Below are 24,727 nucleotides of genomic sequence, written 5' to 3'. Positions count from 1 at the left end.
CAACAGTGAAGCGGTACGAACAACCATGTCAGAGCCAACCCAGCCAGCAAGCACCATTTATGTCGACGCCGACGCCTGCCCGGTCAAGCCGGAAATCCTGAAAGTCGCCGAGCGTCACGGCCTGCCTGTCGTGCTGGTCGCGAATTCCGGTCTTCGCCCCTCCCGTGACCCGATGGTTCGCAACGTCATCGTCTCGTCCGGTTTCGACGCCGCCGACGACTGGATTGCCGAGCGCGCCCATGACGGCGATATCGTCATTACCGCCGACGTGCCGCTGGCCGGGCGCTGCGTTGCTGCCGGTGCGCAAGTGACCGGGCCAACGGGCCGTATTTTTGACAAGAGCAATATCGGCATGGCGACCGCCATGCGCGATCTCGGCGCACACCTCCGCGAAACCGGCGAGAGCAAGGGCTATAATGCCGCCTTTTCGCCGCGCGACCGTTCGGCTTTCCTCGAAACGCTCGACCGGCTTTGCCGCCGCGTCAAACAACGCTGACCCAGCAGGATCGGAAGCCCTGATGAGCATGCCGGACAGGACAATCACGCATCGCCGCCATACGCCGTTTTATGCGGGCGGCATCTGCGCTGCGATCACGTTCGCCGCTTGCCTGTTCGCCAAACCGGCTTTGGCGGTCAATCTGGCTGCTGTGGTCTTCTTCCTTGTCTATCTGCTGATGATTGCCTGGCGCCTTCCGAGACTTACCGGCTCCTATCTCAAGCACCATGCCGCCCGCACCGACGAACCGGCGATCATCATTTTTGCCGTGACACTGGCGACGGCTGCGATTTCGCTTGTCTCGCTATTCATGGCCCTGAACACCGGTGGCAAGGAGACGGCGCTCGAACTGGTGCTGGCATTCTCTTCCGTCACGCTCGGCTGGCTGACGGTCCATACGATGGCGGCGATGCACTACGCCCATAGCTATTGGAGCCTGCAGGCGGCGCGGAGTGATGGTGATAATCGCGGCCTTGAGTTTCCAGCCACTAAGGACCCAGGCGGCTATGACTTCCTGTACTTCTCCTTCGTCATCGGCATGACGGCCCAAACCTCGGATATCGTCATCACCACGACAGCCATGCGCAAGATCAACCTTGTGCACGCGGTCGTCTCCTTCTTCTTCAATACGGTACTGGTGGCAGCTGCGGTCAACGCGGCGGTGTCGCTGGCATAATGCCGTTTCAGCCTCAAAGGAGCACAGCTTGAAAGTCCTTTCCCAGAACACCGCATTCGGCGGCATGCAGGGCGTGTTTGCGCACGATTCACAGGCCTGCGGGGTCGAGATGACCTTCGCGGTCTATATCCCGCCACAGGCGATCACTACGCCCTGCCCGGTCGTCTGGTACCTCTCCGGCCTCACCTGCTCGCATGCCAACGTCATGGAGAAAGGCGAATACCGCCGGATGGCCGCCGAGCTTGGCCTGATCATCGTCTGCCCCGACACCAGCCCGCGCGGTGGTGACGTTCCCGACGAACTGACCAACTGGCAGATGGGCAAGGGGGCGGGCTTTTATCTTGACGCCACAGAGGCGCCCTGGGCCGAAAACTACCAGATGTACACCTATATCAGTGAGGAACTGCCGGCCTTCGTCGCCCAGCATTTTCGCGCCGATATGAGCCGCCAGGGCATTTTCGGCCATTCCATGGGCGGCCACGGTGCCACGACCATTGCACTGAAAAACCCGGACCGGTTCAAAAGCTGCTCGGCCTTCGCACCGATCGTCGAGCCTTCGACGGCTGACTGGTCGATCGGCGCCTTTGAAAAATATCTGGGTAACGACAAGGCAAGCTGGCGGCAGTACGACGCCTGTGCATTGGTCAAAGATGGCGCGCGCTTCCCGGAATTCCTGATCGATCAGGGCAAGGCCGACAATTTCCTGGAGAACGGCCTACGCCCCTGGCTGTTCGAAGAGGCCATCAAAGGAACGGATATCGGCCTGACGCTGCGCATGCATGAGCGGTACGACCATTCCTACTATTTCATCTCGACCTTCATGGACGATCATCTGAAATGGCATGCCGAACGGCTGGCATAAGCTTCAGCACCAAGGATTGAAGAACCGCCCCGCCTGGGGCGGTTCTTTCACGAGGCGGATTGGAAGCGTGGGCGGGCGCCCGCTTCAACGATGCGAATGCTTGATTCGCATTGGCCATGATGACCTTCCATATCGACGACCACATGCCAGTGGCCGGATTGTGGGATGGTCAGGCGGACCGGTGACTTGCGCGCGACGCCGCCGACGAACTGGTGTTTCAGCGTTTCCGTATAGAGCTGGAAATTATTGGCCGTCATCAAACGCACATTGGCGACGGCCGACAAGGTGATCTCGATGGTCACGCCTGCGCGCTGTTGCTTGAGGTCGTAGTGGGTGAAGCTGAACTTCAGTTTTGTCATTGCACGTCCGCTTGAAAACAGCCTGGCCAGATGTCGGAACCTTAGCGATCGCGTGTTAAAAATTGGTTTGGCGCAGCGGCTCGCTCCGGCGTGACCAGTCCACCGAAACGGGCGGCCATCTTTTCTGGCACCCTGGTTTCGGCTATGGCATTTGACATGACACATATCCTTCTCGTTGCCGCCGGCGGTGCACTTGGCTCGGTCCTGCGCTATCTCGTCGGGCTCTGGACGCTGCGCAGCTTCGGCCCCTCATTTCCGTGGGGCACGTTGACGGTCAACATCACCGGATCTTTCCTGATCGGCGTCTTTGCCGAGGTGATCGCCCGTAAATTCGGTGCATCGGCGGAGATGCGCGTGTTCCTGATCACCGGTATTCTCGGCGGCTACACGACCTTTTCCGCCTTCTCTCTTGACGCGATCACCCTGTTTGAACGCGGCGAACCGGTCACCGCATTGATTTATGTGGCATCCAGCGTGCTTCTTTCGGCTCTCGCAGTGTTTGCCGGGCTGGCCCTTATGCGCGCAATAGTCTAAAGGGACCACTCAGAGCGCCATGTGTCCACTTGGGACCGGCCTGCTCTGTCATATCAGTTTGCGCACGGATTTCCGGCCGGCACCATTGCCGGGGCGCGATGGCAATTGGATGCAGGTAGAAACACGATGGCGGGTATTGAACACAAGCAGGTCGAATCCGACGAAGCGGGCATGCGCCTCGATCGCTGGTTCAAGGTGCATTATCCGGGCCTCGGCTTCGGTCCGCTGCAGAAGCTTTTGCGGTCCGGCCAGGTACGTATCGATGGCGGCCGTGTCAAATCCGATACCCGCGTCCAGCCCGGCCAAATCGTGCGCATTCCGCCGATGGATGTCGATCCGAAGACCAAGACAGGTCCGATCGCCGGCCGCGACCTTCGCCACGCCTCCGATCATGAACTTCTGTCGCGTATGCTGTTGCACGAAGACGCCAAGGTAATCGTTCTCAACAAGCCGCCAGGCATTGCTGTTCAGGGCGGCTCCGGCATCAATCGCCATATCGACGACATGCTGGAAGCCTGGACCAGCCCCAAGGGTGAAAAGCCACGTCTCGTACACCGCCTCGACCGCGACACATCCGGCGTTCTTGTGATCGCCCGCACCCGTGGCGCCGCGCAGAAACTGACGGCGGCGTTTCGCGAACGCGACACCAAGAAAACCTACTGGGCACTGGTCAAGGGCGTCCCGCGCAAGAAGGAAGACAAGATCTCCACCTGGCTGGTGAAGGAACAGACGCCAGACGGCGACCGGATGCGGATTGCCAAGCATGGTGACGATGGCGCCGATCATGCGGTTTCCTACTACCGGATCATCGAGACCGCCGGCCAGAACCTGACCTGGCTAGAAATGGAGCCCTATACCGGGCGGACCCACCAGCTGCGCGTCCACGCCGCCCATATCGGCCACCCGATCATCGGCGATCCCAAATATTTTGCCGCCGAATTCAACTGGGCCTTCCCCGGTGGTGTGCAGAACAAGTTGCACCTGCATGCCCGGCGTATCGACATTCCCCATCCGGATGGCGGCCGCCTGGTCGTCACCGCACCGATGCCGCAGCATATGGTCCAGAGCTGGAACCTGATCGGCTTCGACATGGCCAGCGCCGAGGAAGCCGACGACTGATGAAACTCGCTCTTTTCGATTGTGACGGCACCCTGGTCGATAGCGCCGGGCTCATCCACGAGGTCATGGCACGGACGTTCGAGGATTTTGGCCTCGAACGCATCTCGTTGGATGCCACCAAGAGTATCATCGGCCTGACGCTCGACATTGCCATTGCCCGGCTGATGCACCAGCCGCATGTCGATGATCGCGCCCAGGCGATGACGGCGCATTACAAGAAAATCTACGGCGGGGTCCGTACCGAAATGAACTTCCGCGAGCCGCTGTTCGATGGCATCGCGCCCCTGCTTGAAACCCTGATGGCCAAAGACGAACTTCTGTTGGGTGCCGTGACGGGAAAATCACGCCGCGGACTTGATCAGATCTGTGCAAGCCACGGTTACGAAAAGACATTCTTCGTTTCACGCACGGCCGACGACTGCCCGTCGAAACCGCATCCGGCCATGGTGACGGAATGCTGCAGCGAAGCCGGTATCGACGCCAAGGATACCGTCGTCATCGGTGATGCCATCTATGACATGCAGATGGCCAAGAGCGCCGGCGCATCCGCCATCGGCGTCGCCTGGGGTTATGCGTCGGTTCCCGAGCTGATCGAGGCAGGCGCCGATTTCATTGCCCGCACCCCGCATGACATTCTGGACTGGATGGAGAGACATCATGCCTGATATTCGCGACGATCTGCATGACGCGCTGAGCGACCCCGATCCCGTACGCCGCGCGCAGATACAGATGCACAAGCCGCTGCCAAAGCGATTCTATACCACCGTCAGTACCGCCCCGGCGGAAGACGGCGGCCATGCCGTGCTTCTCGACGGCCGCACGGTCCGCACCCCGGCAAAACAGTATCTGACCGTTCCGACACAAGCCGCAGCCAACCTCTTGGCAGCCGAATGGGATGCGCAGAAGGAAGAAATCGACCCGGCGACCATGCCGGTCACCCGGCTTGCCAACACCGCGATCGATGGTGTCTCCAAGGATATCCGCGCTGTTTTCGACGACATCCTCAACTTTGCCGGGACGGATCTTCTCTGCTACCGGGCAGGAGAGCGTGAGGGCCTGGCCGTCCGCCAGTCGGAACGCTGGGATCCCGTGATCCGCTGGGCGGCCGAGAAGCTGGGTGCGCACTTCATCCTTGTCGAAGGCATCGTGCATCAGGTCCAGCCGCGCGCCGCCATCAACGGTGTCGCTGAAGCGCTTCGCGCCTATGCCACGCCGCTCGGCCTCGCCTGCCTGCACACGATCACCACGCTGACCGGCTCGGCCCTGCTCGCCATCGCCTTTGCCGAAAAGCAGCTGTCGGCGGAAGAAGCCTGGGCGCTTGCCCATCTCGATGAGGACTGGCAGATCGAGCATTGGGGCACCGACGATGAAGCCTTTCAGCGCCGTGAAAACCGCTGGCGGGAAATGCAGGCAGCAACAGTGACGCTCGACGCTCTGCGCTGATTTTCAAGGCGACCCAAGCGTCCGATACTGAAATACCCCGTGCAGCGATCTGCACGGGGTATTTTTTTCATTCAACGCCGGTGATTTCAGGCCGTCAGCTTCAACCCGGCAATGCCCGCGATGATCAGCGCGATACAGCCGAGGCGTACAGCCGTCGCAGGCTCCGCAAACAGCACGATCCCCAGGATCACCGTCCCGACTGTTCCGATGCCCGTCCAGACGGCATACGCCGTGCCGAGCGGCAGCGTGCGCACGGCGATACCGAGCAGAACGACGCTTGCCACCATGGAAGCACCGGTCAGTACCGTCGGCACAAGCCTGGTAAAGCCTTCGGTATATTTCAGGCCGATTGCCCAACCGATTTCAAGAATTCCTGCGAGGAAAAGGATAGTCCAAGCCATCACTGACTCCGTCTAAGGGAGCGAGGCCGTCCTCGCGGATGTTCGGGTCCAGGCAATGATGCCGATCCCGTGCAGCCGTCTGCATAAGCACTCTATGCCATCCCGGTTTAACCATGACAAGAGCACGCGGCGCGTGCCGGCTATGCGCAGGCGGCAATCCGGACGCCCTGTGGTTTGCACTTGTGCGAATGATTTCGAACGGTGAAGATGGCGACGAAACAGGGAGTGTTCCGCAATGTTTGACCATGTCTCGATTGGCGTCAAAAACCTCGATCGTTCGCTTCGCTTCTATGACGCCATCCTGATGCCGCTCGGTTATGAGCGGTTGTCGAAGACGGACACGGTGATCGGCTATGGTTCGGACCGGATCAGTCTGTGGATTGCGCAGGTCGAGACCCCCGTCCCCGCCGACCGAGGGTCTGGCCTGCATTTCTGCTTCATCGCCCCGGATACCGCTTCGGTGGACGCCTTCCATACAGCCGGCATCGCCAACGGTGGCGAAGACAATGGGCCGCCGGGACTGCGGCCGGAATACAGCCAGTTTTATTACGCCGGCTTTCTCGTCGATCCCGATGGCTATCGCCTCGAGGCATTTTTCAAGCTGCCTGAGTGAGTAGACGTAGGCTAGAGCGGTAAAGAACGCGCAAGCCTATTCCTTTGCCGCGCGCTCCCGTTTCAGCCGGTGCCAGAACTCCAGGCGTTTCAGCGTCTCACGCTCGAAGCCGCGTTCTTGCGGCTTGTAAAACCGCGTGTCCTTGCTGCGCAGCTCTTCCGGAAAGAACTCCTGGCCGGAATAGGCATCCGGATAATCGTGATCGTATTTGTAACCCTCGTGATAGCCGAGGTCCTTCATCAGCTTGGTCGGGGCATTAAGAATGCTCTTCGGCGGCGGGATGGAGCCGGTCTGGCGGGCCATCTCGAGTGCCGCGTCGAACGACCGGTAACTGGCATTGGATTTTGGCGCGGTCGCCACGTAGACGATCGCCTGGGCAATGAACAGCCGTCCTTCCGGCCAGCCGATGCGCTCGAAGGCCGTCCAGGCGGCAATCACCTGCGGCATCGCGTTGGGATCGGCCATGCCGACGTCTTCGCTGGCAGCGCAGGCAAGCCGCCGGAACAGCGTTGTCGGATCTTCGCCGGCATCTACCATTCTGGCGCCCCAATAAAGGGCCGCATCAACATCGCTGCCGCGCAGGCTCTTGTGGAAGCAGCTCAGCAGATTGTAATGACCGTCCTGCGCCTTGTCATAGACGGGCATCCGCTTCTGCAGCGCCTTGGACAGACGCCCGATATCGAGGTCGCCCTCCTCCCCGATCGAGAGAACATCATCAGCCAGTCCCACCAGATATCGCCCGTCTCCATCGGCCATGTTAATCAACGAGGAGCGTGCATCGCTGGTCAGCGGCAGCCGCTTTCCGACGAAGTTTTCAACCCGCGCCAGGAGCAGTTCGGACGAGGCGGCGTCGAACGGATTGAGAGTGAAAACCTTGAGCCGCGACAGCAAGGCCGCGACTAGGCTGAAACTCGGATTTTCCGTGGTTGCGCCGATCAGAATGACCGTACCGTTTTCCACATGCGGTAAAAGCGCATCCTGGGTGCTGCGGTTGAACCGGTGAAGCTCGTCGATGAACAGAATGGTCTGCCGCCCGACGGTCCTGTTGTGTTTTGCGGTCTCGAAGACCTTGCGAAGATCGGCAATGCCGGACATGACGGCGGACAGCTGGACGAACTCCATCTTTGCGGAGGTCGCCACCAGCCGCGCAATCGTGGTCTTTCCGACGCCGGGCGGCCCCCAGAGAATGAAGGAGCCTACCGTGCCGCCCGGCAACAGCATACGGGCGATAGGCCCGTTTTCGCCCAGGAGATGATCCTGGCCGATGACCTCTTCCAGAGTCTCGGGACGAAGAGCATCGGCAAGCGGCCGCTGCGTCGCCTCATCGAACAATGTCATATCCAACTCCCCCATCCTGCTCCGGCCGGTCCTATGACGGCCAAAGCAAGATGCCTCTGCTCTCTGCTCCCGCTGAAACCGGCTAAATGATTACCGGAAGAACTGGCGGATACGCTGGCCATCACGTTCGATCTCGACGCGCCACAGCGACGGATCATCCTTGGCGATGGTTTCAAGCGTCGCTGACTTGTCGATCGGCGTGCCGTTGACAGCGATGATGATGTCCTTCGGCCGGAAACCGACGCGGGCAGCAGGCGACCCACGATTAATTTCGGTAATCACCACGCCTTTCGATGAAGCAGGCATCCGCAGTTCATCCGCCAGCCGCGGCGACAGATTGCCGACTACGGCGCCGGCAAAGGGATTGCGGCCTTCGATCAGCCGCTCGTCTCGGGGCGATGTTTCCGGCGCTTCGGCAAGCGCGAGATCGATATCGCGGGTCTTGCCATTGTCGCTGATCGTGACTTTGGCGACATGGCCGATGCCGACGGTGGTGAGACGATAACCCAGAGCGTCCGGGTGTTCGACCGCAATGCCGTTGACGGCAACGATCACCTGGCCGGGCTTGATGCCGGCCTTCTCCGCTGGACCGCCCTCGATAACGGACGTGACCAGCGCGCCGCGTGCCCGGTCGAGCCCGAGCGCATCGGCGACTTCCGAGGTTACGGGCTCAAAGCTTGCTCCGATGAACGGCCGGGTAAAGCTGCCATTGCCGCCCTCGGCCGAAGCGACGAAAACCTTGACCAGATTGGCCGGAATGGCAAAGCCGACGCCGTTGGAGCCGCCCCCGCGCGAAAAGATCGCGGTGTTGATGCCGATCAGTTGCCCGTTCATATCGATCAGGCCACCGCCGGAATTGCCCGGATTGATCGCCGCATCGGTCTGAATGAAGAAGCCGAAATCGCCAGAAATGACCTGATTGCGGGCAAGCGCCGAAACGATGCCGCTGGTCACCGTCTGGCCGACGCCAAAGGGATTGCCGATCGCCAAAACGAGATCGCCGACTTCGACAGCATCGGAATCACCCAGCGGCACGGTCTCGAACGGACCGTCGGCCTTGATCTTCAACACGGCGAGATCAAGCCGCTCATCCTTGAGCATGACCGTGGTTTCGAACTCGCGGCCGTCAGCCAGGGCGATCTTGATGTTATCGGCATCGGTGATGACATGGTAATTGGTGACGACGATGCCATTCTTGCCGACGATGACGCCGGAGCCTAGCGACGACTGCTTTTCCGAGCGATTGGGCATGCGCTGGCCGAAAAACTGCTCGAAGAACGGGTCATCGGCGAAGGGCGAGCGGGTCTGAACGGTCTTTTCAGCATAGACATTGACGACGGCATTGGCCGTCTGCTTGACCAGCGGCGCAAAGGACAGCTGCATTTCCGTCTTGCTTTGCGGCAGAACCTTCGGTGTCTCCGCCTGCGCCACTACCGCACTCGTATGGATGTTTTCCACGCCATCGTCCGGCTGTGTGCCGGCAAAACCAAAATGCGCGACGCCGGCAACAAGCGCCAGCGCGGCGATGGTGGACAGGACGAGAGTAGCGGGGGAACGGATCATGCGGGACATCCTGCCGAAATGGGTCATGGGGTAAAACAGATAGGATGTCAGGGATAAAAAGCAAAGGCGGCGGAACCGTGAAAACAGGATCAACAACAGCCTAAACGCAAAACAGCCGGGCTTTTGGCCCGGCTGTTTCAATCTTCCGATCAAACGGAAAACTTAAGCGGCGTCTGCAGCTTCTGCTTCGGCAGCAACGCGTGCGATGTCCTTGGCGCCCTTGGCCGAGGTGTCGCGATCGACGAATTCAATAACGGCCAGAGCCGCATTGTCGCCGTGACGGAAGCCGGCCTTCATGATGCGCAGGTAGCCACCGTTGCGGGTTGCGTAACGGGTTGCGATGGCATCGAACAGCTTGCCGACGACAGCAACGTCGCGGATCTGCGAGATGGCCTGACGGCGGGCATGCAGATCGCCGCGCTTGCCGAGCGTAACGAGCTTCTCGACGATCGGGCGGATTTCCTTTGCCTTCGGCAGGGTGGTGACGATCTGCTCATGTTCGATGAGCGAAGCAGCCATATTGGCAAACATTGCCTTACGGTGACTTGCAGTTCTATTCAGCTTGCGGCCGGCTACACCATGGCGCATTGCTATTCTCCTTTAATTGCAGGTTCCCTTTTCAGTCTGGGCCTGCCGTTTCCTGGCACATGCAGACTTTTGCCTGCTGTTTGACGGGGAAAGGCAGTCAAAACCTGCCTTTTTTATTGTTAATACTGGTCTTCGTAGCGCTTGGCGAGATCTTCGATGTTCTCGGGCGGCCATGCCGGTACTTCCATACCGAGGTGCAGGCCCATGGAAGCGAGAACTTCCTTGATTTCGTTCAGCGACTTGCGGCCAAAGTTCGGAGTGCGAAGCATTTCGGCTTCGGTCTTCTGAATGAGGTCGCCGATATAGACGATGTTGTCGTTCTTCAGGCAGTTGGCCGAACGGACGGAAAGTTCCAGTTCGTCGACCTTCTTGAGGAGCGCCGGGTTGAAAGCCAGTTCGGTGACGGCTTCTTCTTCGGCTTCCTTCTGCGGTTCGTCGAAGTTGACGAAAACGCCGAGCTGGTCTTGAAGGATGCGGGCCGCGAAAGCGACTGCATCTTCACCGGTGACGGAACCGTCGGTCTCGATCTGCATGGACAGCTTGTCGTAGTCGAGAACCTGACCTTCACGGGTGTTTTCCACCTTGTAGGACACTTTCTTGACCGGCGAATACAGGCTGTCGACCGGGATGAGGCCGATCGGTGCATCTTCCGAACGGTTGCGGTCAGCAGGAACGTAGCCCTTGCCGTTGTTGACGGTGAACTCCATGCGGATCTCGGCGCCCTCGTCGAGGGTGCAGATCACATGGTTCGGGTTGAGGATTTCGATATCGCCAACCGTCTGGATGTCACCGGCGGTAACAACGCCCGGGCCCTGCTTGCGCACAACCATGCGCTTTGCGTCGTCGCCATCCATCTTGATGGCGATTTCCTTGATGTTCAGCACGATGTCCGTCACATCTTCCCGGACGCCCGGGATCGAGGAGAACTCGTGCAGGACGCCGTCGATCTGCACTGCGGTAACAGCAGCACCACGAAGCGACGACAGAAGAACGCGGCGAAGCGCGTTGCCGAGGGTGAGGCCAAAGCCACGCTCCAGCGGCTCGGCAACAAGGCTAACCTTGGTGCGGCCGGAGGACGAGAACTCAACCTTGTTCGGCTTGATCAGTTCCTGCCAGTTTTTCTGAATCATATGTTCTGCCTTCTGTTCGTTGCCACCATTCAATCGTGACAACCGAGCCTTGAAGCGCCGGGAGAGGTTGCCCCCTCACCGGCTTGATGAATGCGTAAACTTAAACGCGGCGCTTCTTGCGCGGACGGCAACCGTTGTGCGGGATCGGCGTAACGTCACGGATCGAGGTGATCATGAAGCCAGCAGCCTGAAGCGCGCGCAGAGCCGATTCACGGCCGGAACCCGGGCCGCAGACTTCGACTTCGAGCGTCTTCATGCCGTGTTCCTGGGCCTTCTTGGCCGCATCTTCAGCAGCCATCTGGGCTGCGAACGGGGTCGACTTACGCGAGCCCTTGAAGCCCTTCGAACCAGCCGACGACCAGGCAATCGCGTTGCCCTGTGCATCGGTGATGGTGATCATCGTGTTGTTGAACGACGAGTTGACGTGAGCAACGCCCGTAGAAATGTTTTTCCGCTCGCGACGGCGAACGCGTGTGGCTTCCTTGGCCATGGTATACCTTTCGTTGATCTCTGCACCGCCGTAGTACCAGCGGCTCCACCGGGCGGAGGATAACCCCTGCCCTGAATTCTCAAGATTGTGCACAGACGGAAGACCCGGCCTGCGCGGCGATATCGTCACTGCCGTAACACCAGCAGCTCCACCGGAGGGGCATGAAACCACGCCCATCCGAAACTACAAAAAGAGGCCGGCGTCGAACGCCAGCCCCCGCATTCCCCATGTCGGGAAATTACTTCTTCTTACCAGCAATCGCCTTTGCCGGACCCTTGCGGGTACGAGCATTGGTATGCGTACGCTGACCGCGAACAGGCAGCGAACGACGATGACGCAGACCGCGGTAGCAGCCCAGGTCCATCAGACGCTTGATGTTCATCGAGGTCTCGCGACGCAGGTCGCCTTCAACCTGATAATCGCGGTCGATTGTTTCGCGGATCTGAAGGATTTCAGCATCCGTCAGTTGGTGCACACGACGTTCAGCCGGGATACCGACCTTCTCGACGATTTCCTGTGCGAACTTCGCTCCGATCCCGTGAATGTAACGAAGCGCGATTACTACGCGCTTGCTCGTCGGGATGTTGACGCCAGCGATACGTGCCACGCCTGTTCTCCTTGCTTCCAGTTGCCATCCGGCAATAGGTGCTTCGTTATGCAGCCCTTTTCAAAAGGCCGACTGTGAAAGTTCTGTTCGGAACACGTCAAAAGAATCGCGCCCGGACTTCGTCTTTGAAATCCGCGCCGATCCCTAGCATGCTGCGAGTTAGCGCGGTCTTTGAAGGAATCGACCGCAAAAGTCAACTCCCCGGCAGTCCTTTTTCAAGAACTGCCTTTAGGCGTCAGCCGAAGCCGATGCCAGAATTGCGTTGATTTGAGAGGTGACGGTCTCGACCGGCGCCATTCCATCAACTGTCTTCAATTCGCCGGTTACAGCATAATGCTGCGACAGAGGCGCCGTCTTCTCGCGATACTCGACAAGACGCTTCTTGAATGCTTCCGGATTATCGTCGGAACGAACCGTACCGCCAGCGGCAATGGTTTCTGCTACGCGATTCTCGATGCGCCGTACAAGCGCATCTTCATCCACCTTCAATTCGATAACCGAATCAAGGCGAAGCCCCTTGCCTGCAAGCATCTTGCCAAGGGCAACAGCCTGCGGAACGGTGCGCGGATAGCCATCGAGAATGAAACCATTGGCGCAATCCGGCGAATCGATCCGGTCGGATACGATTTCATTGACAATCTCGTCGGAAACGAGCTGGCCGGCATCCATGACAGCCTTGGCACGCTTCCCGACTTCCGTCTGCGCCTGTACGGCAGCCCGCAGCATATCGCCTGTGGAAAGCTGCGGAATCCCGTATTTTTCCGTCAGAAGCTTGGCCTGAGTTCCCTTGCCAGCACCCGGCGGTCCTAAAAATATTAGTCTCATCGGCCCCTCTTTCCTCCACGCAGCTTCGATTTCTTGATCAACCCCTCATACTGCTGGGCAATCAGGTGACCCTGTACCTGTGCTACAGTATCAAGGGTAACGCTGACAACAATCAAAAGCGACGTACCACCAAGGTAGAACGGCACGCCGGTCTGCGCGATCATGACTTCAGGCAGAATGCAGACGAACATCAGGTAGATCGCGCCGAGCACGGTGATGCGCGTCAACACGTAATCGATGTACTCAGCAGTGCGTTCACCTGGGCGAATACCGAGGATAAAACCGCCGTGCTTCTTCAGATTGTCGGCCGTGTCCTTCGGATTGAAAACGATGGCCGTATAGAAGAAGGCAAAGAACGCGATCATGCCACCGTAGAGCACCATGTAGAGCGGCTTGCCGTGGCCAAGGGCCGCGACGACGGTCGTTGCCCAGCCTGGCAGCGCTGCGCTATTGGCAAAGCCTGCAAGCGTTGCCGGCAGAAGCAGAAGCGACGACGCGAAGATCGCAGGAATAACGCCGGCGGTGTTAAGCTTCAGCGGCAGGTGAGACGTGTCGCCCTGGAACATCTTGTTGCCAACTTGCCGCTTCGGATACTGGATCAGAAGCCTGCGCTGGGCGCGCTCGACGAAGACGATCAGCGCGATAACGGCAACGACCATGACGATGATGGCCAGAATGAGCGGCGTCGACAGAGCGCCGGTGCGGCCCAGTTCGAGCGTACCAGCCAGAGCTGTCGGCAGATGCGCGACAATCCCGGCAAAGATGATCAGCGAAATACCGTTACCAATGCCGCGCGATGTGATCTGCTCGCCAAGCCACATCAGGAACATCGTACCGCCAAGCAGCGAAATGACGGTCGAGATCCGGAAGAACCAGCCTGCGTCCACGACCAGGCCATTGCCGCTTTCAAGGCCGACTGCAATGCCATAGGCCTGCAGCGTGCCGAGCAGCACCGTGCCGTAGCGGGTGTACTGGTTGATGACCTTGCGGCCCTGCTCGCCTTCCTTCTTCAACTGCTCCAGCGACGGGACCACGGAGGTCATCAGCTGAACGATGATGGAGGCGGAAATGTAAGGCATGATGCCGAGGGCGAAGATTGCCATGCGCTCGACGGCGCCGCCCGAAAACATGTTGAAAAGGCCGAGGATACCACCGCTCTGCCCGGCAAACGCCTGCGCAAAAGCTTCCGGATTCAGGCCTGGCAGCGGAATATATGTGCCAAGGCGATACACCAGAAGCGCGCCGAGGGTGAACCAGAGGCGGCGTTTCAAATCTTCGGCTTTTGCGAAAGTCGCAAAATTCAGGTTGGAGGCGAGCTGTTCCGCTGCAGAAGCCATGCAATTCTCCGCGTAGCCAGTTCGGAACCCGCGGGGAAACCCGGTCAGATCCGGAAAAAAGCTATCTTCTTTTTATGAAAACCGGTTTGGAGACGACTGCTACCGCAATCACGCGCCTCACCGTAGTTCCCGATCAATATTCTGCTGCGCCGGACGAATCCGGCCGTGCAATCCGTGAGGCTCTCATATGGGAGCAAAACCGCCCGGTGTGAAGCACCCCGGGCGGTTCATCAGCAACTAATTATTCAGCAGCGCCCGAAAGCAGCTTGATCGAACCGCCAGCCTTTTCGATCTTTTCGATCGCAGGCTTGGAAGCGCCGGCAACTTCGATCGTTACCTTTGCCTTCAGTTCGCCGTCGGCGAGAACGCGTACGCCGTCCTTGGCGCGGCGGATAACGCCGGCAGCCGTCAGAGCAGCAGCATCGATGGTCTTGGAAGCATCAAGCTTCTTGGCATCGATTGCGATCTGGATACGGCCGAGCGACACAACAACAAAATCCGAACGGAAGATGTTGTTGAAGCCGCGCTTCGGCAGACGGCGGTAGATTGGCATCTGGCCGCCTTCGAAGCCGTTGATGGCAACGCCCGAACGAGCCTTCTGACCCTTGACACCGCGGCCGGCAGTCTTGCCGGATCCGGAGCCGATACCACGGCCGAGACGCTTGCGGTTCTTCGTCGAACCTTCGTTGTCTTTGATTTCATTCAGTTTCATGACGGTATCCCCCTCACTTCTCGTCGACGACGCGAACGAGATGCTGGACGGCCCGGATCATGCCGCGAACGGAAGGTGTATCTTCCAGAACGCTAACCCGGTGCATCTTGTTGAGACCGAGACCGATCAGCGTTGCGCGCTGTACGGCTGGGCGGCGAATGGGGCTGCCGATCTGTTCGACCGCAACCGTCTTCTTTGCAACTTCTTTCTTAGCCATTGTTCAGGCTCCCTTATTCTTCGGAAGCAACGCCGGCGGATACGCGGCGGCTCTGCAGGGTGGCATACTTCATGCCGCGCTGAGCTGCGATATCCTTCGGGTGCATCTGGCTCTTCAGGGCGTCGAACGTGGCGCGAATCATGTTGTACGGGTTCGAAGAACCAGTCGACTTCGCAACAACGTCGTGCATGCCGAGCGTTTCGAAAACGGCGCGCATCGGACCACCGGCGATGATACCGGTACCGGCCTTGGCGGCACGCAGCAGAACCTTGCCTGCGCCGTGACGGCCATGAACGTCGTGATGAAGCGTACGACCCGAGCGCAGCGGAACGAAGATCAGTTCGCGCTTGGCAGCTTCGGTGGCCTTGCGGATGGCTTCCGGCACTTCACGTGCCTTGCCATGACCGAAGCCAACGCGGCCCTTCTGGTCGCCGACGACGACGAGAGCAGCAAAGCCGAAACGACGGCCACCCTTGACGACTTTTGCGACGCGGTTGATTGCTACGAGCTTGTCAACGAATTCGCTGTCGCGCTCCTCGCGGTTCTGGCGATCGTCGCGAGAACCTCTTTTTTCTTGTGCCATTGTCCTTTTCCTTTTTCTTTTCCGGGTGCAATCGGCAGATTGACAAAGGTCGCTTCGGTTTCATTGAACCGAAGCGACCGGGTATTATCCGAGCAATTTTTATAAGTCCAGACACGAATGCCTGGAAACTGCATCAGAAGTTCAGGCCACCCTCGCGGGCTGCCTCGGCGAGCGCCTTGACGCGGCCGTGATAGATGAAGGCGCCACGGTCAAAGACGACGTCCTTGACACCAGCCTTCGAGGCGCGCTCTGCGAGGAGCTTGCCAACGGCAGCAGCAGCTGCCGTGTCAGCACCCGTCTTAAGCGACGGACGCAGATCCGTGTCGAGTGTCGAGGCAGACGCGACGGTCTTGCCTGCAACATCATCGATAACCTGTGCGTAGATGTTCTTCGACGAGCGATGAACGGACAGGCGCAGACGGCCATTGGCCACTGCCTTGACTTGACGGCGCACGCGGCTGGCGCGGCGCACAAGTGTATCTTTCCTTGTAGCCATTTCGCGTGATCCTTACTTCTTCTTGCCTTCTTTGCGGACAATCCGCTCGCCAGCATACTTGACGCCCTTGCCCTTGTAGGGCTCGGGGCCACGGTATTCGCGGATTTCTGCCGCGACCTGGCCGACCTGCTGCTTGTTGATGCCGGTGACGACGATTTCCGTCGGCTTCGGCACAGCAATCGAGATGCCTTCAGGAGTCTGATAGACCACGTCGTGGCTGAAACCGAGTGCGAGCTGCAGGTTCTTGCCCTGAAGCGACGCGCGGTAACCAACGCCGTTGATTTCGAGCTTGCGCTCGAAGCCGTCCTTGACGCCCTTGAAGATGTTTTCGATCATCGTGCGGGACATGCCCCACTTCGACCGAGCATCCTTGGACTGGTCAACCGGGGTCACCGACACCGCGTTGTCTTCCAGCTTTACGAGAACTTCGTCGTTCGCAACGAAGATGAGTTCGCCTTTCGGGCCCTTTGCAGTCACTGTCTGGCCATTAACCGTGGCTGTGACACCTGCAGGAACCTGAACGGGCTTTTTACCGATACGAGACATATTTCAAACCTGTCTGTCCGTTATGGAGATCACTGCTACCGTATTAGAATACGGAGCAGAGAACCTCGCCACCAACGTTCTGTTCGCGTGCCTGATGATCGGCCATCACACCCTTCGGAGTCGAAAGGATAGTGATACCGAGACCGTTCGCGACCTGCGGAATGGACTTGACCGAGACATAAACCCGGCGGCCCGGCTTCGATACGCGGCCGATCTCACGGATCACCGACGCACCTTCGTAGTACTTCAACTCGATATTCAGCTCGGCCTTGCCGTTGCCGAATTCGGTTTCCGAGTAACCGCGGATGTAGCCTTCAGCCTGAAGGACATCCAGAACGCGTGCGCGCAGCTTGGAAGCCGGCGTGGAAACGCTCGACTTGCGGCGGGAAGCACCGTTGCGGATACGTGTGAGCATATCGCCCAGCGGATCAGTCATTGCCATGTACCCGTCTCCTTACCAGCTCGACTTAACAATGCCCGGCACCTTGCCGAAATTGCCAAGTTCACGAAGCGCAATACGCGACATCTTGAGTTTGCGATAATATGCGCGCGGACGACCCGTTACTTCGCAACGATTGCGAACGCGGGTCTTGGAGCCGTCACGCGGGAGGCTGGCCAGCTTCAGAGTAGCCTTGAAACGCTCTTCGATCGGAAGAGACTGGTTCATGATGGTGGCCTTCAGGGCTGCGCGCTTGGACGCATCCTGGGCAACCGACTTACGGCGGCGATTGTTCTTTTCAATTGCGCTCGTCTTCGCCATTCAACTTAATCCTTCTGCTTGTCGTTACGGCTTACGTGCGAAACGGGAAGTTGAACTCTGTAAGCAGAGCGCGAGCTTCGTCGTCGTTCGTTGCCGTCGTGCAAACGATGATGTCCATGCCCCACATCTGATCAACCTTGTCGTAGTTGATCTCCGGGAACACAATGTGTTCCTTGACACCCATGGCGAAGTTGCCACGGCCGTCAAAGCTCTTCGGATTCAGGCCGCGGAAATCTCGAACGCGCGGAAGCGCGATGTTGATCAGGCGGTCCAGGAATTCGTACATGCGAACGCCGCGCAGGGTAACCTTTGCGCCGATCGGCATGCCTTCGCGCAGCTTGAAGCCGGCGATGGAGGTGCGGGCCTTGGTGATGACCGGCTTCTGGCCGGCAATCGCTGCGAGGTCTGCTGCAGCAACCGTTGGCTTCTTGGAATCAGCCGTCGATTCGCCAACGCCCATGTTGATGACGATCTTGTCGAGGCGCGGGATCTGCATGACGTTTGCGTAGGAGAACTTCTCCTGCATTGCCTTGGAGATACGCTCAACGTATTCCGTCTTCAGACGGGGCTCATACTTCTTGGTGTCAGCCATCGATCGACACTCCCGAACGCTTTGCAACGCGAACCTTCTTGTCGCCGTCGATCTTGAAACCGACGCGAGTCGGCTTGCCGTCCTTGGGGTCGGCGATCGCGATGTTCGACAGGTGAATCGACGCTTCCTTGTTGATGATGCCGGCTTCCTGGCTCTGGGTCTGGCGCTGGTGACGCTTCACCATGTTGACGCCACGCACAACAGCCCGGTCTTCCTTAGGCAGAACCTGGAGAACTTCCCCAGAACGGCCCTTGTCCTTGCCGGTCAATACGACGACCTTGTCGCCCTTGCGAATCTTTTGCATCTCAATCGCTCCTTACAGTACTTCTGGAGCCAGCGAGATGATCTTCATGTGGTTCTTGGCGCGAAGTTCGCGCGGAACCGGTCCGAAGATACGGGTGCCGATCGGCTCTTTCTTGTTGTCGATAAGAACAGCTGCGTTGTTATCGAACCGGATGACGCTGCCGTCCGGACGACGGATGTCCTTGGCTGTGCGAACCACAACCGCCTTCATCACATCACCCTTCTTGACGCGGCCGCGCGGAATAGCTTCCTTGATCGAAACGACGATAATGTCGCCGACCGAAGCGTACTTGCGCTTGGAACCGCCCAGCACCTTGATGCACATGACACGACGTGCGCCGGAATTATCCGCCACGTCGAGGTTTGTTTGCATCTGAATCATGTCAGGTCGCCTTCTTGTTGTGACCGGACCGGTTGGGCCAACCTCATCAGATTGAGGGCCCCCTGTTCCAGCTTCTAAATTTCTGTTCTCGCGCGGGATCGATCGTTGCCAGGGTGGTTTCCCAAACAGGACCTTCCGTGCGCTCAAAGCAAAAGAACGCCCGTAGACGAGCGTCCTTGCGCTGCTTCATACAGATTTTCGCAGCCGACGCAAGGGCCGGATGCGAAAGTCTTAAGAATTAGGCCTGAACGGAAACCACTGTCCAGGTCTTATCCTTGGAGATCGGCGCGCATTCCTCGATGGAAACCTGGTCGCCGACCTTGTACTGGTTGTTCTCGTCATGCGCCTTGTACTTCTTGGACCGGCGAACGGTCTTCTGGAAGATCGGGTGCGCGAAACGACGCTCGACACGGACCACAACGGTCTTATCGTTCTTGTCGCTGACGACTGTGCCCTGCAGAATGCGTTTTGGCATATTCTTTGATCCTTAAGCCTTGGCTTCTGCCGCCTTCTGGCGGGCAATGGTTTTGACGCGCGCAATGTCCTTGCGGACTTCATTGATGCGCGACGACTTTTCGAGCTGGCCGGTGGCCTTCTGGAAGCGCAGATTGAACTGCTCTTTCTTCAGCTTGGCAAGCTCTTCGTTGAGCTGATCGGCGCTGAGCGCGCGGACGGTATCGGCTTTCATGGGCTTTACTCCTTACTCTGCAATGCGCTGTACGAAGCGCGTCTTGACAGAGAGTTTCGCAGCACCAAGGCGAAGCGCCTCACGGGCGAGTTCTTCGCTGACGCCGTCGATTTCGAACATCATTCGGCCGGGCTTGACCTTGCAAGCCCAATATTCAACCGAACCCTTACCTTTACCCATACGAACTTCGGTCGGCTTAGCCGTGACCGGTACGTCTGGGAATACGCGGATCCATACGCGGCCGGCACGTTTCATGTGACGGGTGATCGCGCGGCGGGCCGCTTCGATCTCGCGTGCGTTTACGCGGTTCGGCTCCTGAGACTTCAGGCCGAATTCACCGAAAGCAAGGTCGGAACCGCCCTTGGCAACGCCCTTGATGCGTCCCTTGAACTGCTTGCGGTACTTAGTGCGCTTTGGCTGCAACATTTTTTTAATTCTCCGATATTAGCTGCCAGGAACGACTGTTACGCGTTTTCGCGACGACGGTTGTTGCTGCTGGGGCCCTGGGCATCTGCCTCGGACGAACGACGCTCGGAAGCCATCGGATCGTGTTCGAGGATTTCGCCCTTGAAGATCCAGACCTTGATGCCGCAGATACCGAAAGCGGTCTTGGCTTCAGCCACACCGTAGTCGATGTCGGCGCGAAGCGTGTGCAACGGCACGCGGCCTTCACGGTACCATTCGGTACGAGCGATTTCAGCACCGCCGAGACGGCCGCCGCAGGTGATCTTGATGCCTTCGGCGCCAAGACGCATTGCGGACTGAACGGCACGCTTCATCGCACGGCGGAAAGCAACGCGGCGTTCGAGCTGCTGAGCAATCGACTGGGCGACGAGCGTCGAGTCAACTTCCGGCTTGCGCACTTCAACGATGTTGAGGTGCGTTTCCGACTTGGTCATCTCGCCGATCTTCTTGCGCAGCTTTTCGATGTCTGCGCCCTTCTTGCCGATGATCAGGCCCGGGCGAGCCGAGTGGATCGTGACGCGGCACTTCTTGTGCGGACGCTCGATAACCACCTTGGCGATACCAGCCTGCTTCAGCTCTTCCATGACGTAGGCACGAATCTTCAGGTCTTCGTGAAGAAGCTGACCGTATTCTGCGTTGTCCGCGAACCAGCGGCTATCCCAGGTACGGTTGATGCCGAGGCGGAAGCCGACTGGATTGATCTTCTGACCCATTATGCGGCCTCCCCTTTAGCTTCGACTTCGCGAACAACGATCGTCAGATGCGCGAAAGGCTTTTCGATACGCGATGCACGGCCACGGCCACGAGCGTGAAAACGCTTCATGACGATGGACTTGCCAACGTAAGCTTCGGCAACGATCAGGCTGTCGACGTCGAGATCGTGGTTGTTTTCTGCGTTAGCGATCGCAGATTCCAGCGTCTTCTTGACAGTGTCCGAGATCCGCTTGCGCGAGAACTCGAGTTCGGCCAGAGCCCGGTCAACCTTCTTACCGCGGATCATCGCAGCTACCAGGTTGAGCTTCTGGGGGCTGACGCGGATCGTGCGCGCGATTGCCTGCGCCTCGTTATCCTTCAGCCGGCGTTCGGCTTTTGCCTTGCCCATAATTACTTCCTCTTTGCCTTCTTGTCCGCACCGTGACCGTAATAGGTCCGGGTCGGAGAGAATTCACCGAACTTGTGACCGATCATGTCTTCGTTGACACTAACCGGAACATGCTTGCTGCCATTGTAGACGCCGAACGTGAGACCGACGAACTGCGGCAGGATGGTGGAGCGACGGCTCCACATCTTGATCACTTCGTTGCGGCCGCCTTCACGAACCTTCTCAGCCTTCTTGAGAAGATAGCCGTCAACAAACGGACCTTTCCATACTGAACGAGTCATTGGAGACTTCCTCTCTTACTTCTTACGCTGATGACGCGAGCGCATGATGAACTTGTCGGTCGACTTGTTCGAGCGCGTACGCTTGCCCTTGGTGGGCTTACCCCAAGGCGAAACCGGATGACGGCCACCCGAGGTGCGGCCTTCACCACCGCCGTGCGGGTGGTCAACAGGGTTCATGACGACGCCGCGAACATGCGGACGCTTGCCACGCCAAACCGAACGACCGGCCTTGCCGTCGTTGATGTTGCCGTGATCGGGGTTGGAAACTGCACCGACCGTTGCAAGGCAGGAGCCGTGCACCAGGCGCTGTTCGCCAGACGACAGACGAAGGATCGCCATACCCTGGTCGCGACCAACCAGCTGAACATAGGCGCCGGCGGAGCGAGCGATCTGACCGCCCTTGCCCGGCTTCATCTCGACGTTGTGAACGATCGAACCAACCGGCATGTACTGAAGCGGCATGGTGTTGCCTGGCTTCACGTCAACCTGCTTTTCCGAAGCGATCACCTTGTCGCCGGCAGCGAGGCGCTGCGGAGCGATGATGTAAGCCTGTTCGCCGTCCGCATAGTTGATCAGCGCGATGAACGCCGTGCGGTTCGGGTCGTATTCGAGGCGTGCAACCGTGCCTTCAACGTCGAACTTGCGACGCTTGAAGTCGATCAGACGGTAGGTACGCTTGTGACCACCGCCCTGGAAACGCACGGTGATGCGGCCAGTGTTGTTACGTCCGCCCTTAGAGGACAGGCCTTCGGTCAGCGACTTGACCGGCTTGCCTTTGTGCAGGCCGGACCGGTCGACGATGACCAGCTGGCGCTGGCTCGGGGTGATCGGATTGAAACTTTTCAATGCCATTGTTCTATTCCTCAGAGTCCGGTGGAGACGTCGATGGTCTGACCGTCAGCGAGTGTGACGATTGCCTTCTTGACGTCCTTCTGCCGGCCCGCGAAACCGCGGAAGCGCTTCAGCTTGCCCTTGCGGACCAGCGTGTTCACAGCCGTGACCTTGACGCCGAACAGCGCTTCGATCGCAGCCTTGATTTCCGGCTTCGACGCGCCCTTGGCGACGTTGAAGATGATCTGGTTCTGTTCAGAAACCAGCGTCGACTTTTCGGTGATCGACGGAGCGAGGATCACATCGTAGTGGCGAAGGTCAGTCATTTAAACCGCTCCTCAAGAGCTTCAACTGCAGCCTTGGACAGGACGAGCTTGCCGCGGCGCAGAATGTCATAAACGTTGATGCCCTGCACCGGCAGAACGTCCACGTTCGGGATGTTCTGAGCTGCGAGCTTGAAATTGCTGTCGAGTTCGGTGCCGCCGATGAACAGCACGTTGGTCAGGCCGAGCGTTGCGAATGCGCCGGTCAGCACCTTCGTCTTGGCTTCGGCAGCAACCAGGCTGTCAACGATGATCAGCTCTTCGGCACGCAGCTTTGCGGACAGCGCATGACGCAGGCCGAGAGCGCGAACCTTCTTGGGCAGGTCATGAGCGTGGCTGCGAACAACCGGGCCATGAGCCTTACCACCGCCGCGGAACTGCGGAGCACGAGCCGAATGGTGACGAGCGCGGCCCGTACCCTTCTGCTTGAACATCTTGGCGCCGGTGCGTGCGACTTCTGCACGGCCCTTGGCCTTATGCGTACCCTGCTGCTTCTTAGCAAGCTGCCAGCGAACGACGCGGGCAATGATATCTTCGCGCGGCTCAAGGCCGAAAATCGCGTCGGACAGGGAAACCTTACCGGCCTCTTTGCCCTCGAGTGTGGTGACGTTGAGATCCATGATCTGGCCCCCTTACTTGGCTGCGCGCACAGCGGCAGGACGCGGAGCGTCAGCCGGAGTGCCGGACTTGATGGCGTCGCGAACGACGATCCATGCGCCCTTGGAGCCGGGTACGGCGCCCTTGACGAGGATCAGACCGCGGTCTTCATCGGTGGAGACCACTTCCAGGTTCTGGGTGGTGATGCGTGTCTGACCCATGTGGCCAGCCATGCGCTTACCCTTCCAGACGCGGCCCGGATCCTGGTTGGAACCAGTCGAACCATGCGAACGGTGCGATACGGACACGCCGTGCGTTGCACGCAGACCGCCGAAGTTGTGGCGCTTGATGGCACCGGCAAAACCCTTACCGGCAGATGTACCGGTAACGTCGACCAGCTGGCCGGCGACGAAATGGTTTGCAGTGAGCTCAGCGCCGACATCGATCAGATTGTCCGACGAAACGCGGAACTCAACGACCTTGGCCTTCGGCTCTACATTGGCGGCAGCGAACTGACCACGCAACGGCTTGCTCGTGTTCTTGACCTTGGACTGGCCCGCACCGAGCTGAACTGCGGTGTAGCCATTCTTGTCTTCTGTGCGGTGGGCAACGACTTGTACGTTTTCCATCCGCAATACTGTAACTGGGATATGCTCACCAGCGTCGTTATAGACGCGGGTCATCCCAATCTTCTGTGCAATCACACCTGAACGCATTGGTTCATTCCTCTTAAGAGTTAGCGACGGAGCAAACCCCGCTGCATCTCTGGTTTAAGGTTTCCCTCTGATCACCCGATCGTTAGACCGGAGGCTTTGAGGGTCGCCCGTTTTTGGAAGCCGTTGGACCGAGATCCACGTACCTTCCTTGTTTTTAAAGCTTGATTTCCACATCTACGCCGGCAGCGAGGTCGAGCTTCATCAGCGCGTCAACGGTCTGCGGAGTAGGATCGACGATATCGAGGAGACGCTTGTGGGTGCGCATCTCGAACTGTTCACGGCTCTTCTTATCAACGTGAGGCGAGCGGTTGACAGTAAACTTTTCAATCCGGGTAGGAAGCGGCACCGGACCACGAACCGAAGCGCCTGTGCGCTTGGCCGTCGAAACGATTTCCCGCGTGGAGGCATCAAGAATCCGGTGATCAAACGCCTTGAGGCGGATACGGATATTCTGGCCGTTCATTCGAGTTATCCTTGTTGTTGTTAGCGAATGCCACAATGAGGCAGTTCGTTAGTCGTTTCCGGGTGCTGATGCTTCAAAGAACACAAAAAGCAAATCGCTCTCTGTCCGTTTCTGCAATTCGACCCGCCACATATACGGAATCGGCGTCCGACACAATGACCGAACGCCCACGAAAACACGTTTTTTCGTGCTTCCGTCAATTCGAGAGGCATACACCCTGAAGTGCAGGCTTCGACCAGCAAATATTCAAGGAAGCGGCGCTTGAATGCGCCGCTTCCCAACCGAGTAA

39 protein-coding genes are annotated in these 24,727 nt (G+C 58.7%); 8 read left to right on the top strand and 31 right to left on the bottom strand.

The window, feature by feature from the left end; all coding sequences use genetic code 11:
- Positions 1-25: 25 nt before the first annotated feature.
- From ACSQ3J_RS19240 to fghA, 3 genes are read left to right on the top strand one after another with little or no spacing between them, the layout of a single operon-like run.
- Complete coding sequence (locus ACSQ3J_RS19240; protein ID WP_436039928.1) at positions 26-496, top strand: YaiI/YqxD family protein; 471 nt, start codon at positions 26-28, stop codon at positions 494-496.
- 22 nt (positions 497-518) lie between these two features.
- Positions 519-1,172, top strand: coding sequence for a DUF1345 domain-containing protein (locus tag ACSQ3J_RS19235; RefSeq protein WP_436039926.1), 654 nt, complete (start codon positions 519-521; stop codon positions 1,170-1,172).
- 28 nt (positions 1,173-1,200) lie between these two features.
- Positions 1,201-2,034, top strand: a complete 834-nt coding sequence (gene fghA, locus ACSQ3J_RS19230; RefSeq protein ID WP_436039924.1) for an S-formylglutathione hydrolase — start codon at positions 1,201-1,203, stop codon at positions 2,032-2,034.
- Between the two features lie 47 nt (positions 2,035-2,081).
- Here the strand turns inward: fghA and ACSQ3J_RS19225 are convergent, their stop codons facing one another.
- Entirely contained in the window at positions 2,082-2,393 is a 312-nt protein-coding gene (locus ACSQ3J_RS19225) for a DUF1883 domain-containing protein (protein WP_436039923.1), read from the bottom strand.
- A 156-nt stretch (positions 2,394-2,549) separates the two neighbouring features.
- On the opposite strand from ACSQ3J_RS19225, the gene crcB reads away from it, so the two are divergent.
- The 4 genes from crcB (at position 2,550) to ACSQ3J_RS19205 (ending at position 5,489) form a co-directional block, all read left to right on the top strand.
- Positions 2,550-2,927, top strand: a complete 378-nt coding sequence (gene crcB, locus ACSQ3J_RS19220) for a fluoride efflux transporter CrcB (RefSeq protein WP_037101250.1) — start codon at positions 2,550-2,552, stop codon at positions 2,925-2,927.
- Positions 2,928-3,053: 126 nt separating this feature from the next.
- On the top strand, positions 3,054-4,046 hold the full coding sequence (locus tag ACSQ3J_RS19215; RefSeq protein WP_436039921.1) for an RluA family pseudouridine synthase: 993 nt from the start codon (positions 3,054-3,056) through the stop codon (positions 4,044-4,046).
- A complete protein-coding gene (locus ACSQ3J_RS19210) occupies positions 4,046-4,711 on the top strand; it encodes an HAD-IA family hydrolase (protein ID WP_436039919.1) in 666 nt (221 codons plus the stop codon). Before ACSQ3J_RS19215 ends, ACSQ3J_RS19210 begins: the two co-directional genes overlap by 1 nt.
- Positions 4,704-5,489, top strand: coding sequence for an ATP12 family chaperone protein (locus tag ACSQ3J_RS19205; RefSeq protein WP_436039917.1), 786 nt, complete (start codon positions 4,704-4,706; stop codon positions 5,487-5,489). Before ACSQ3J_RS19210 ends, ACSQ3J_RS19205 begins: the two co-directional genes overlap by 8 nt.
- Before the next feature lie 86 nt (positions 5,490-5,575).
- Here the strand turns inward: ACSQ3J_RS19205 and sugE are convergent, their stop codons facing one another.
- Positions 5,576-5,890 (bottom strand): quaternary ammonium compound efflux SMR transporter SugE, encoded by a 315-nt coding sequence (sugE, locus tag ACSQ3J_RS19200; protein WP_060505091.1) that lies wholly within the window; start codon positions 5,888-5,890, stop codon positions 5,576-5,578.
- A gap of 235 nt (positions 5,891-6,125) precedes the next feature.
- On the opposite strand from sugE, the gene ACSQ3J_RS19195 reads away from it, so the two are divergent.
- Positions 6,126-6,503, top strand: a complete 378-nt coding sequence (locus tag ACSQ3J_RS19195) for a VOC family protein (RefSeq protein ID WP_060505090.1) — start codon at positions 6,126-6,128, stop codon at positions 6,501-6,503.
- 36 nt (positions 6,504-6,539) lie between these two features.
- On the opposite strand, the gene ACSQ3J_RS19190 is transcribed toward ACSQ3J_RS19195, so the two are convergent.
- From ACSQ3J_RS19190 to rpsJ, 29 genes are all read right to left on the bottom strand, one after another.
- Positions 6,540-7,841, bottom strand: a complete 1,302-nt coding sequence (locus tag ACSQ3J_RS19190) for a replication-associated recombination protein A (RefSeq protein ID WP_244482244.1) — start codon at positions 7,839-7,841, stop codon at positions 6,540-6,542.
- Positions 7,842-7,931: 90 nt separating this feature from the next.
- Positions 7,932-9,224: a DegQ family serine endoprotease gene (locus tag ACSQ3J_RS19185; protein ID WP_244482290.1), complete on the bottom strand. Its 1,293-nt coding sequence runs from the start codon at positions 9,222-9,224 to the stop codon at positions 7,932-7,934.
- 342 nt (positions 9,225-9,566) lie between these two features.
- The gene (gene rplQ / locus ACSQ3J_RS19180) at positions 9,567-9,992 is read right to left on the bottom strand and encodes a 50S ribosomal protein L17 (protein ID WP_060505088.1); all 426 of its coding nucleotides are present in this window, start codon (positions 9,990-9,992) and stop codon (positions 9,567-9,569) included.
- Positions 9,993-10,111: 119 nt separating this feature from the next.
- Entirely contained in the window at positions 10,112-11,122 is a 1,011-nt protein-coding gene (locus ACSQ3J_RS19175) for a DNA-directed RNA polymerase subunit alpha (RefSeq protein WP_037100639.1), read from the bottom strand.
- Between the two features lie 100 nt (positions 11,123-11,222).
- Positions 11,223-11,612, bottom strand: a complete 390-nt coding sequence (gene rpsK / locus ACSQ3J_RS19170) for a 30S ribosomal protein S11 (protein WP_018328263.1) — start codon at positions 11,610-11,612, stop codon at positions 11,223-11,225.
- 238 nt (positions 11,613-11,850) lie between these two features.
- A complete protein-coding gene (rpsM, locus tag ACSQ3J_RS19165; protein WP_060505087.1) occupies positions 11,851-12,219 on the bottom strand; it encodes a 30S ribosomal protein S13 in 369 nt (122 codons plus the stop codon).
- 228 nt (positions 12,220-12,447) lie between these two features.
- The gene (locus tag ACSQ3J_RS19160) at positions 12,448-13,044 is read right to left on the bottom strand and encodes an adenylate kinase (RefSeq protein ID WP_060505086.1); all 597 of its coding nucleotides are present in this window, start codon (positions 13,042-13,044) and stop codon (positions 12,448-12,450) included.
- On the bottom strand, positions 13,041-14,381 hold the full coding sequence (gene secY, locus ACSQ3J_RS19155; RefSeq protein WP_060505085.1) for a preprotein translocase subunit SecY: 1,341 nt from the start codon (positions 14,379-14,381) through the stop codon (positions 13,041-13,043). The genes ACSQ3J_RS19160 and secY overlap by 4 nt, the downstream gene beginning before the upstream one ends.
- A gap of 241 nt (positions 14,382-14,622) precedes the next feature.
- A complete protein-coding gene (gene rplO / locus ACSQ3J_RS19150) occupies positions 14,623-15,093 on the bottom strand; it encodes a 50S ribosomal protein L15 (protein WP_060505084.1) in 471 nt (156 codons plus the stop codon).
- A 13-nt stretch (positions 15,094-15,106) separates the two neighbouring features.
- On the bottom strand, positions 15,107-15,310 hold the full coding sequence (gene rpmD / locus ACSQ3J_RS19145; RefSeq protein ID WP_037100625.1) for a 50S ribosomal protein L30: 204 nt from the start codon (positions 15,308-15,310) through the stop codon (positions 15,107-15,109).
- 13 nt (positions 15,311-15,323) lie between these two features.
- On the bottom strand, positions 15,324-15,893 hold the full coding sequence (rpsE, locus tag ACSQ3J_RS19140; protein WP_060505083.1) for a 30S ribosomal protein S5: 570 nt from the start codon (positions 15,891-15,893) through the stop codon (positions 15,324-15,326).
- 133 nt (positions 15,894-16,026) lie between these two features.
- Positions 16,027-16,389, bottom strand: coding sequence for a 50S ribosomal protein L18 (gene rplR, locus ACSQ3J_RS19135; RefSeq protein WP_037100619.1), 363 nt, complete (start codon positions 16,387-16,389; stop codon positions 16,027-16,029).
- A 12-nt stretch (positions 16,390-16,401) separates the two neighbouring features.
- Positions 16,402-16,935 carry a 50S ribosomal protein L6 gene (rplF, locus tag ACSQ3J_RS19130; RefSeq protein ID WP_060505082.1) on the bottom strand — a complete coding sequence of 178 codons (534 nt, stop codon included), beginning with the start codon at positions 16,933-16,935 and terminating at the stop codon, positions 16,402-16,404.
- A 43-nt stretch (positions 16,936-16,978) separates the two neighbouring features.
- Positions 16,979-17,377, bottom strand: coding sequence for a 30S ribosomal protein S8 (rpsH, locus tag ACSQ3J_RS19125; protein WP_037100614.1), 399 nt, complete (start codon positions 17,375-17,377; stop codon positions 16,979-16,981).
- Between the two features lie 12 nt (positions 17,378-17,389).
- Entirely contained in the window at positions 17,390-17,695 is a 306-nt protein-coding gene (gene rpsN, locus ACSQ3J_RS19120; protein ID WP_037100611.1) for a 30S ribosomal protein S14, read from the bottom strand.
- Between the two features lie 31 nt (positions 17,696-17,726).
- Entirely contained in the window at positions 17,727-18,287 is a 561-nt protein-coding gene (gene rplE / locus ACSQ3J_RS19115) for a 50S ribosomal protein L5 (RefSeq protein WP_060505081.1), read from the bottom strand.
- Positions 18,280-18,591, bottom strand: coding sequence for a 50S ribosomal protein L24 (gene rplX / locus ACSQ3J_RS19110; RefSeq protein WP_037169463.1), 312 nt, complete (start codon positions 18,589-18,591; stop codon positions 18,280-18,282). Before rplX ends, rplE begins: the two co-directional genes overlap by 8 nt.
- Positions 18,592-18,603: 12 nt before the next feature.
- A complete protein-coding gene (gene rplN / locus ACSQ3J_RS19105) occupies positions 18,604-18,972 on the bottom strand; it encodes a 50S ribosomal protein L14 (protein ID WP_018328276.1) in 369 nt (122 codons plus the stop codon).
- 238 nt (positions 18,973-19,210) lie between these two features.
- Positions 19,211-19,447 carry a 30S ribosomal protein S17 gene (gene rpsQ, locus ACSQ3J_RS19100; RefSeq protein ID WP_037100601.1) on the bottom strand — a complete coding sequence of 79 codons (237 nt, stop codon included), beginning with the start codon at positions 19,445-19,447 and terminating at the stop codon, positions 19,211-19,213.
- 12 nt (positions 19,448-19,459) lie between these two features.
- On the bottom strand, positions 19,460-19,660 hold the full coding sequence (gene rpmC, locus ACSQ3J_RS19095) for a 50S ribosomal protein L29 (RefSeq protein ID WP_037100598.1): 201 nt from the start codon (positions 19,658-19,660) through the stop codon (positions 19,460-19,462).
- A gap of 12 nt (positions 19,661-19,672) precedes the next feature.
- Positions 19,673-20,086 (bottom strand): 50S ribosomal protein L16, encoded by a 414-nt coding sequence (rplP, locus tag ACSQ3J_RS19090; protein WP_018239489.1) that lies wholly within the window; start codon positions 20,084-20,086, stop codon positions 19,673-19,675.
- A 38-nt stretch (positions 20,087-20,124) separates the two neighbouring features.
- Complete coding sequence (gene rpsC, locus ACSQ3J_RS19085) at positions 20,125-20,838, bottom strand: 30S ribosomal protein S3 (RefSeq protein WP_037100592.1); 714 nt, start codon at positions 20,836-20,838, stop codon at positions 20,125-20,127.
- Positions 20,838-21,227, bottom strand: coding sequence for a 50S ribosomal protein L22 (gene rplV / locus ACSQ3J_RS19080; protein ID WP_018328280.1), 390 nt, complete (start codon positions 21,225-21,227; stop codon positions 20,838-20,840). Before rplV ends, rpsC begins: the two co-directional genes overlap by 1 nt.
- 2 nt (positions 21,228-21,229) lie before the next feature.
- A complete protein-coding gene (gene rpsS, locus ACSQ3J_RS19075; RefSeq protein WP_037100590.1) occupies positions 21,230-21,508 on the bottom strand; it encodes a 30S ribosomal protein S19 in 279 nt (92 codons plus the stop codon).
- Positions 21,509-21,523: 15 nt separating this feature from the next.
- Positions 21,524-22,360, bottom strand: coding sequence for a 50S ribosomal protein L2 (gene rplB / locus ACSQ3J_RS19070; protein WP_060505080.1), 837 nt, complete (start codon positions 22,358-22,360; stop codon positions 21,524-21,526).
- A gap of 11 nt (positions 22,361-22,371) precedes the next feature.
- Positions 22,372-22,665: a 50S ribosomal protein L23 gene (locus tag ACSQ3J_RS19065; RefSeq protein ID WP_037100585.1), complete on the bottom strand. Its 294-nt coding sequence runs from the start codon at positions 22,663-22,665 to the stop codon at positions 22,372-22,374.
- Positions 22,662-23,282, bottom strand: coding sequence for a 50S ribosomal protein L4 (gene rplD, locus ACSQ3J_RS19060; RefSeq protein WP_037100582.1), 621 nt, complete (start codon positions 23,280-23,282; stop codon positions 22,662-22,664). The genes ACSQ3J_RS19065 and rplD overlap by 4 nt, the downstream gene beginning before the upstream one ends.
- 12 nt (positions 23,283-23,294) lie before the next feature.
- Positions 23,295-23,975, bottom strand: a complete 681-nt coding sequence (gene rplC / locus ACSQ3J_RS19055) for a 50S ribosomal protein L3 (RefSeq protein ID WP_113552589.1) — start codon at positions 23,973-23,975, stop codon at positions 23,295-23,297.
- Between the two features lie 154 nt (positions 23,976-24,129).
- Positions 24,130-24,438 carry a 30S ribosomal protein S10 gene (rpsJ, locus tag ACSQ3J_RS19050; RefSeq protein ID WP_003507767.1) on the bottom strand — a complete coding sequence of 103 codons (309 nt, stop codon included), beginning with the start codon at positions 24,436-24,438 and terminating at the stop codon, positions 24,130-24,132.
- Positions 24,439-24,727: the final 289 nt, after the last annotated feature.

Source organism: Rhizobium sp. LjRoot98, from assembly GCF_964252935.1.
Classification (GTDB): domain Bacteria; phylum Pseudomonadota; class Alphaproteobacteria; order Rhizobiales; family Rhizobiaceae; genus Pararhizobium.
The sequence above is the reverse complement of the archived record's forward strand: the minus strand, read 5'-3'. Positions and strand labels throughout refer to the sequence as shown.

Excerpts from the sequence above, each read along its gene's own strand:
- rplO (WP_060505084.1), bottom strand. The coding sequence starts at position 15,093 with ATGAAACTGAATGAAATCAAAGACAACGAAGGTTCGACGAAGAACCGC.
- rpsS (WP_037100590.1), bottom strand. The coding sequence starts at position 21,508 with ATGACTCGTTCAGTATGGAAAGGTCCGTTTGTTGACGGCTATCTTCTC.
- rplC (WP_113552589.1), bottom strand. The coding sequence starts at position 23,975 with ATGCGTTCAGGTGTGATTGCACAGAAGATTGGGATGACCCGCGTCTAT.
- ACSQ3J_RS19215 (WP_436039921.1), top strand. The coding sequence starts at position 3,054 with ATGGCGGGTATTGAACACAAGCAGGTCGAATCCGACGAAGCGGGCATG.
- ACSQ3J_RS19205 (WP_436039917.1), top strand. The coding sequence starts at position 4,704 with ATGCCTGATATTCGCGACGATCTGCATGACGCGCTGAGCGACCCCGAT.
- sugE (WP_060505091.1), bottom strand. The coding sequence starts at position 5,890 with ATGGCTTGGACTATCCTTTTCCTCGCAGGAATTCTTGAAATCGGTTGG.
- rpmC (WP_037100598.1), bottom strand. The coding sequence starts at position 19,660 with ATGAAAGCCGATACCGTCCGCGCGCTCAGCGCCGATCAGCTCAACGAA.
- crcB (WP_037101250.1), top strand. The coding sequence starts at position 2,550 with ATGACACATATCCTTCTCGTTGCCGCCGGCGGTGCACTTGGCTCGGTC.
- rpmD (WP_037100625.1), bottom strand. The coding sequence starts at position 15,310 with ATGGCTAAGAAAGAAGTTGCAAAGAAGACGGTTGCGGTCGAACAGATC.
- rplP (WP_018239489.1), bottom strand. The coding sequence starts at position 20,086 with ATGTTGCAGCCAAAGCGCACTAAGTACCGCAAGCAGTTCAAGGGACGC.
- rpsE (WP_060505083.1), bottom strand. The coding sequence starts at position 15,893 with ATGGCACAAGAAAAAAGAGGTTCTCGCGACGATCGCCAGAACCGCGAG.
- ACSQ3J_RS19225 (WP_436039923.1), bottom strand. The coding sequence starts at position 2,393 with ATGACAAAACTGAAGTTCAGCTTCACCCACTACGACCTCAAGCAACAG.
- rplR (WP_037100619.1), bottom strand. The coding sequence starts at position 16,389 with ATGGCTACAAGGAAAGATACACTTGTGCGCCGCGCCAGCCGCGTGCGC.
- ACSQ3J_RS19240 (WP_436039928.1), top strand. The coding sequence starts at position 26 with ATGTCAGAGCCAACCCAGCCAGCAAGCACCATTTATGTCGACGCCGAC.
- ACSQ3J_RS19185 (WP_244482290.1), bottom strand. The coding sequence starts at position 9,224 with ATGCAGCTGTCCTTTGCGCCGCTGGTCAAGCAGACGGCCAATGCCGTC.
- ACSQ3J_RS19065 (WP_037100585.1), bottom strand. The coding sequence starts at position 22,665 with ATGACTGACCTTCGCCACTACGATGTGATCCTCGCTCCGTCGATCACC.
- rpsH (WP_037100614.1), bottom strand. The coding sequence starts at position 17,377 with ATGGCAATGACTGATCCGCTGGGCGATATGCTCACACGTATCCGCAAC.
- ACSQ3J_RS19160 (WP_060505086.1), bottom strand. The coding sequence starts at position 13,044 with ATGAGACTAATATTTTTAGGACCGCCGGGTGCTGGCAAGGGAACTCAG.
- rplB (WP_060505080.1), bottom strand. The coding sequence starts at position 22,360 with ATGGCATTGAAAAGTTTCAATCCGATCACCCCGAGCCAGCGCCAGCTG.
- rplD (WP_037100582.1), bottom strand. The coding sequence starts at position 23,282 with ATGGATCTCAACGTCACCACACTCGAGGGCAAAGAGGCCGGTAAGGTT.
- rpsK (WP_018328263.1), bottom strand. The coding sequence starts at position 11,612 with ATGGCCAAGGAAGCCACACGCGTTCGCCGTCGCGAGCGGAAAAACATT.
- rplN (WP_018328276.1), bottom strand. The coding sequence starts at position 18,972 with ATGATTCAGATGCAAACAAACCTCGACGTGGCGGATAATTCCGGCGCA.
- ACSQ3J_RS19175 (WP_037100639.1), bottom strand. The coding sequence starts at position 11,122 with ATGATTCAGAAAAACTGGCAGGAACTGATCAAGCCGAACAAGGTTGAG.
- rpsQ (WP_037100601.1), bottom strand. The coding sequence starts at position 19,447 with ATGCCAAAACGCATTCTGCAGGGCACAGTCGTCAGCGACAAGAACGAT.
- ACSQ3J_RS19190 (WP_244482244.1), bottom strand. The coding sequence starts at position 7,841 with ATGACATTGTTCGATGAGGCGACGCAGCGGCCGCTTGCCGATGCTCTT.
- secY (WP_060505085.1), bottom strand. The coding sequence starts at position 14,381 with ATGGCTTCTGCAGCGGAACAGCTCGCCTCCAACCTGAATTTTGCGACT.
- rpsJ (WP_003507767.1), bottom strand. The coding sequence starts at position 24,438 with ATGAACGGCCAGAATATCCGTATCCGCCTCAAGGCGTTTGATCACCGG.
- rpsN (WP_037100611.1), bottom strand. The coding sequence starts at position 17,695 with ATGGCGAAGACGAGCGCAATTGAAAAGAACAATCGCCGCCGTAAGTCG.
- rplF (WP_060505082.1), bottom strand. The coding sequence starts at position 16,935 with ATGTCTCGTATCGGTAAAAAGCCCGTTCAGGTTCCTGCAGGTGTCACA.
- rplE (WP_060505081.1), bottom strand. The coding sequence starts at position 18,287 with ATGGCTGACACCAAGAAGTATGAGCCCCGTCTGAAGACGGAATACGTT.
- rplX (WP_037169463.1), bottom strand. The coding sequence starts at position 18,591 with ATGCAAAAGATTCGCAAGGGCGACAAGGTCGTCGTATTGACCGGCAAG.
- rpsC (WP_037100592.1), bottom strand. The coding sequence starts at position 20,838 with ATGGGTCAGAAGATCAATCCAGTCGGCTTCCGCCTCGGCATCAACCGT.
- ACSQ3J_RS19235 (WP_436039926.1), top strand. The coding sequence starts at position 519 with ATGAGCATGCCGGACAGGACAATCACGCATCGCCGCCATACGCCGTTT.
- rplQ (WP_060505088.1), bottom strand. The coding sequence starts at position 9,992 with ATGCGCCATGGTGTAGCCGGCCGCAAGCTGAATAGAACTGCAAGTCAC.
- rplV (WP_018328280.1), bottom strand. The coding sequence starts at position 21,227 with ATGGGCAAGGCAAAAGCCGAACGCCGGCTGAAGGATAACGAGGCGCAG.
- ACSQ3J_RS19210 (WP_436039919.1), top strand. The coding sequence starts at position 4,046 with ATGAAACTCGCTCTTTTCGATTGTGACGGCACCCTGGTCGATAGCGCC.
- ACSQ3J_RS19195 (WP_060505090.1), top strand. The coding sequence starts at position 6,126 with ATGTTTGACCATGTCTCGATTGGCGTCAAAAACCTCGATCGTTCGCTT.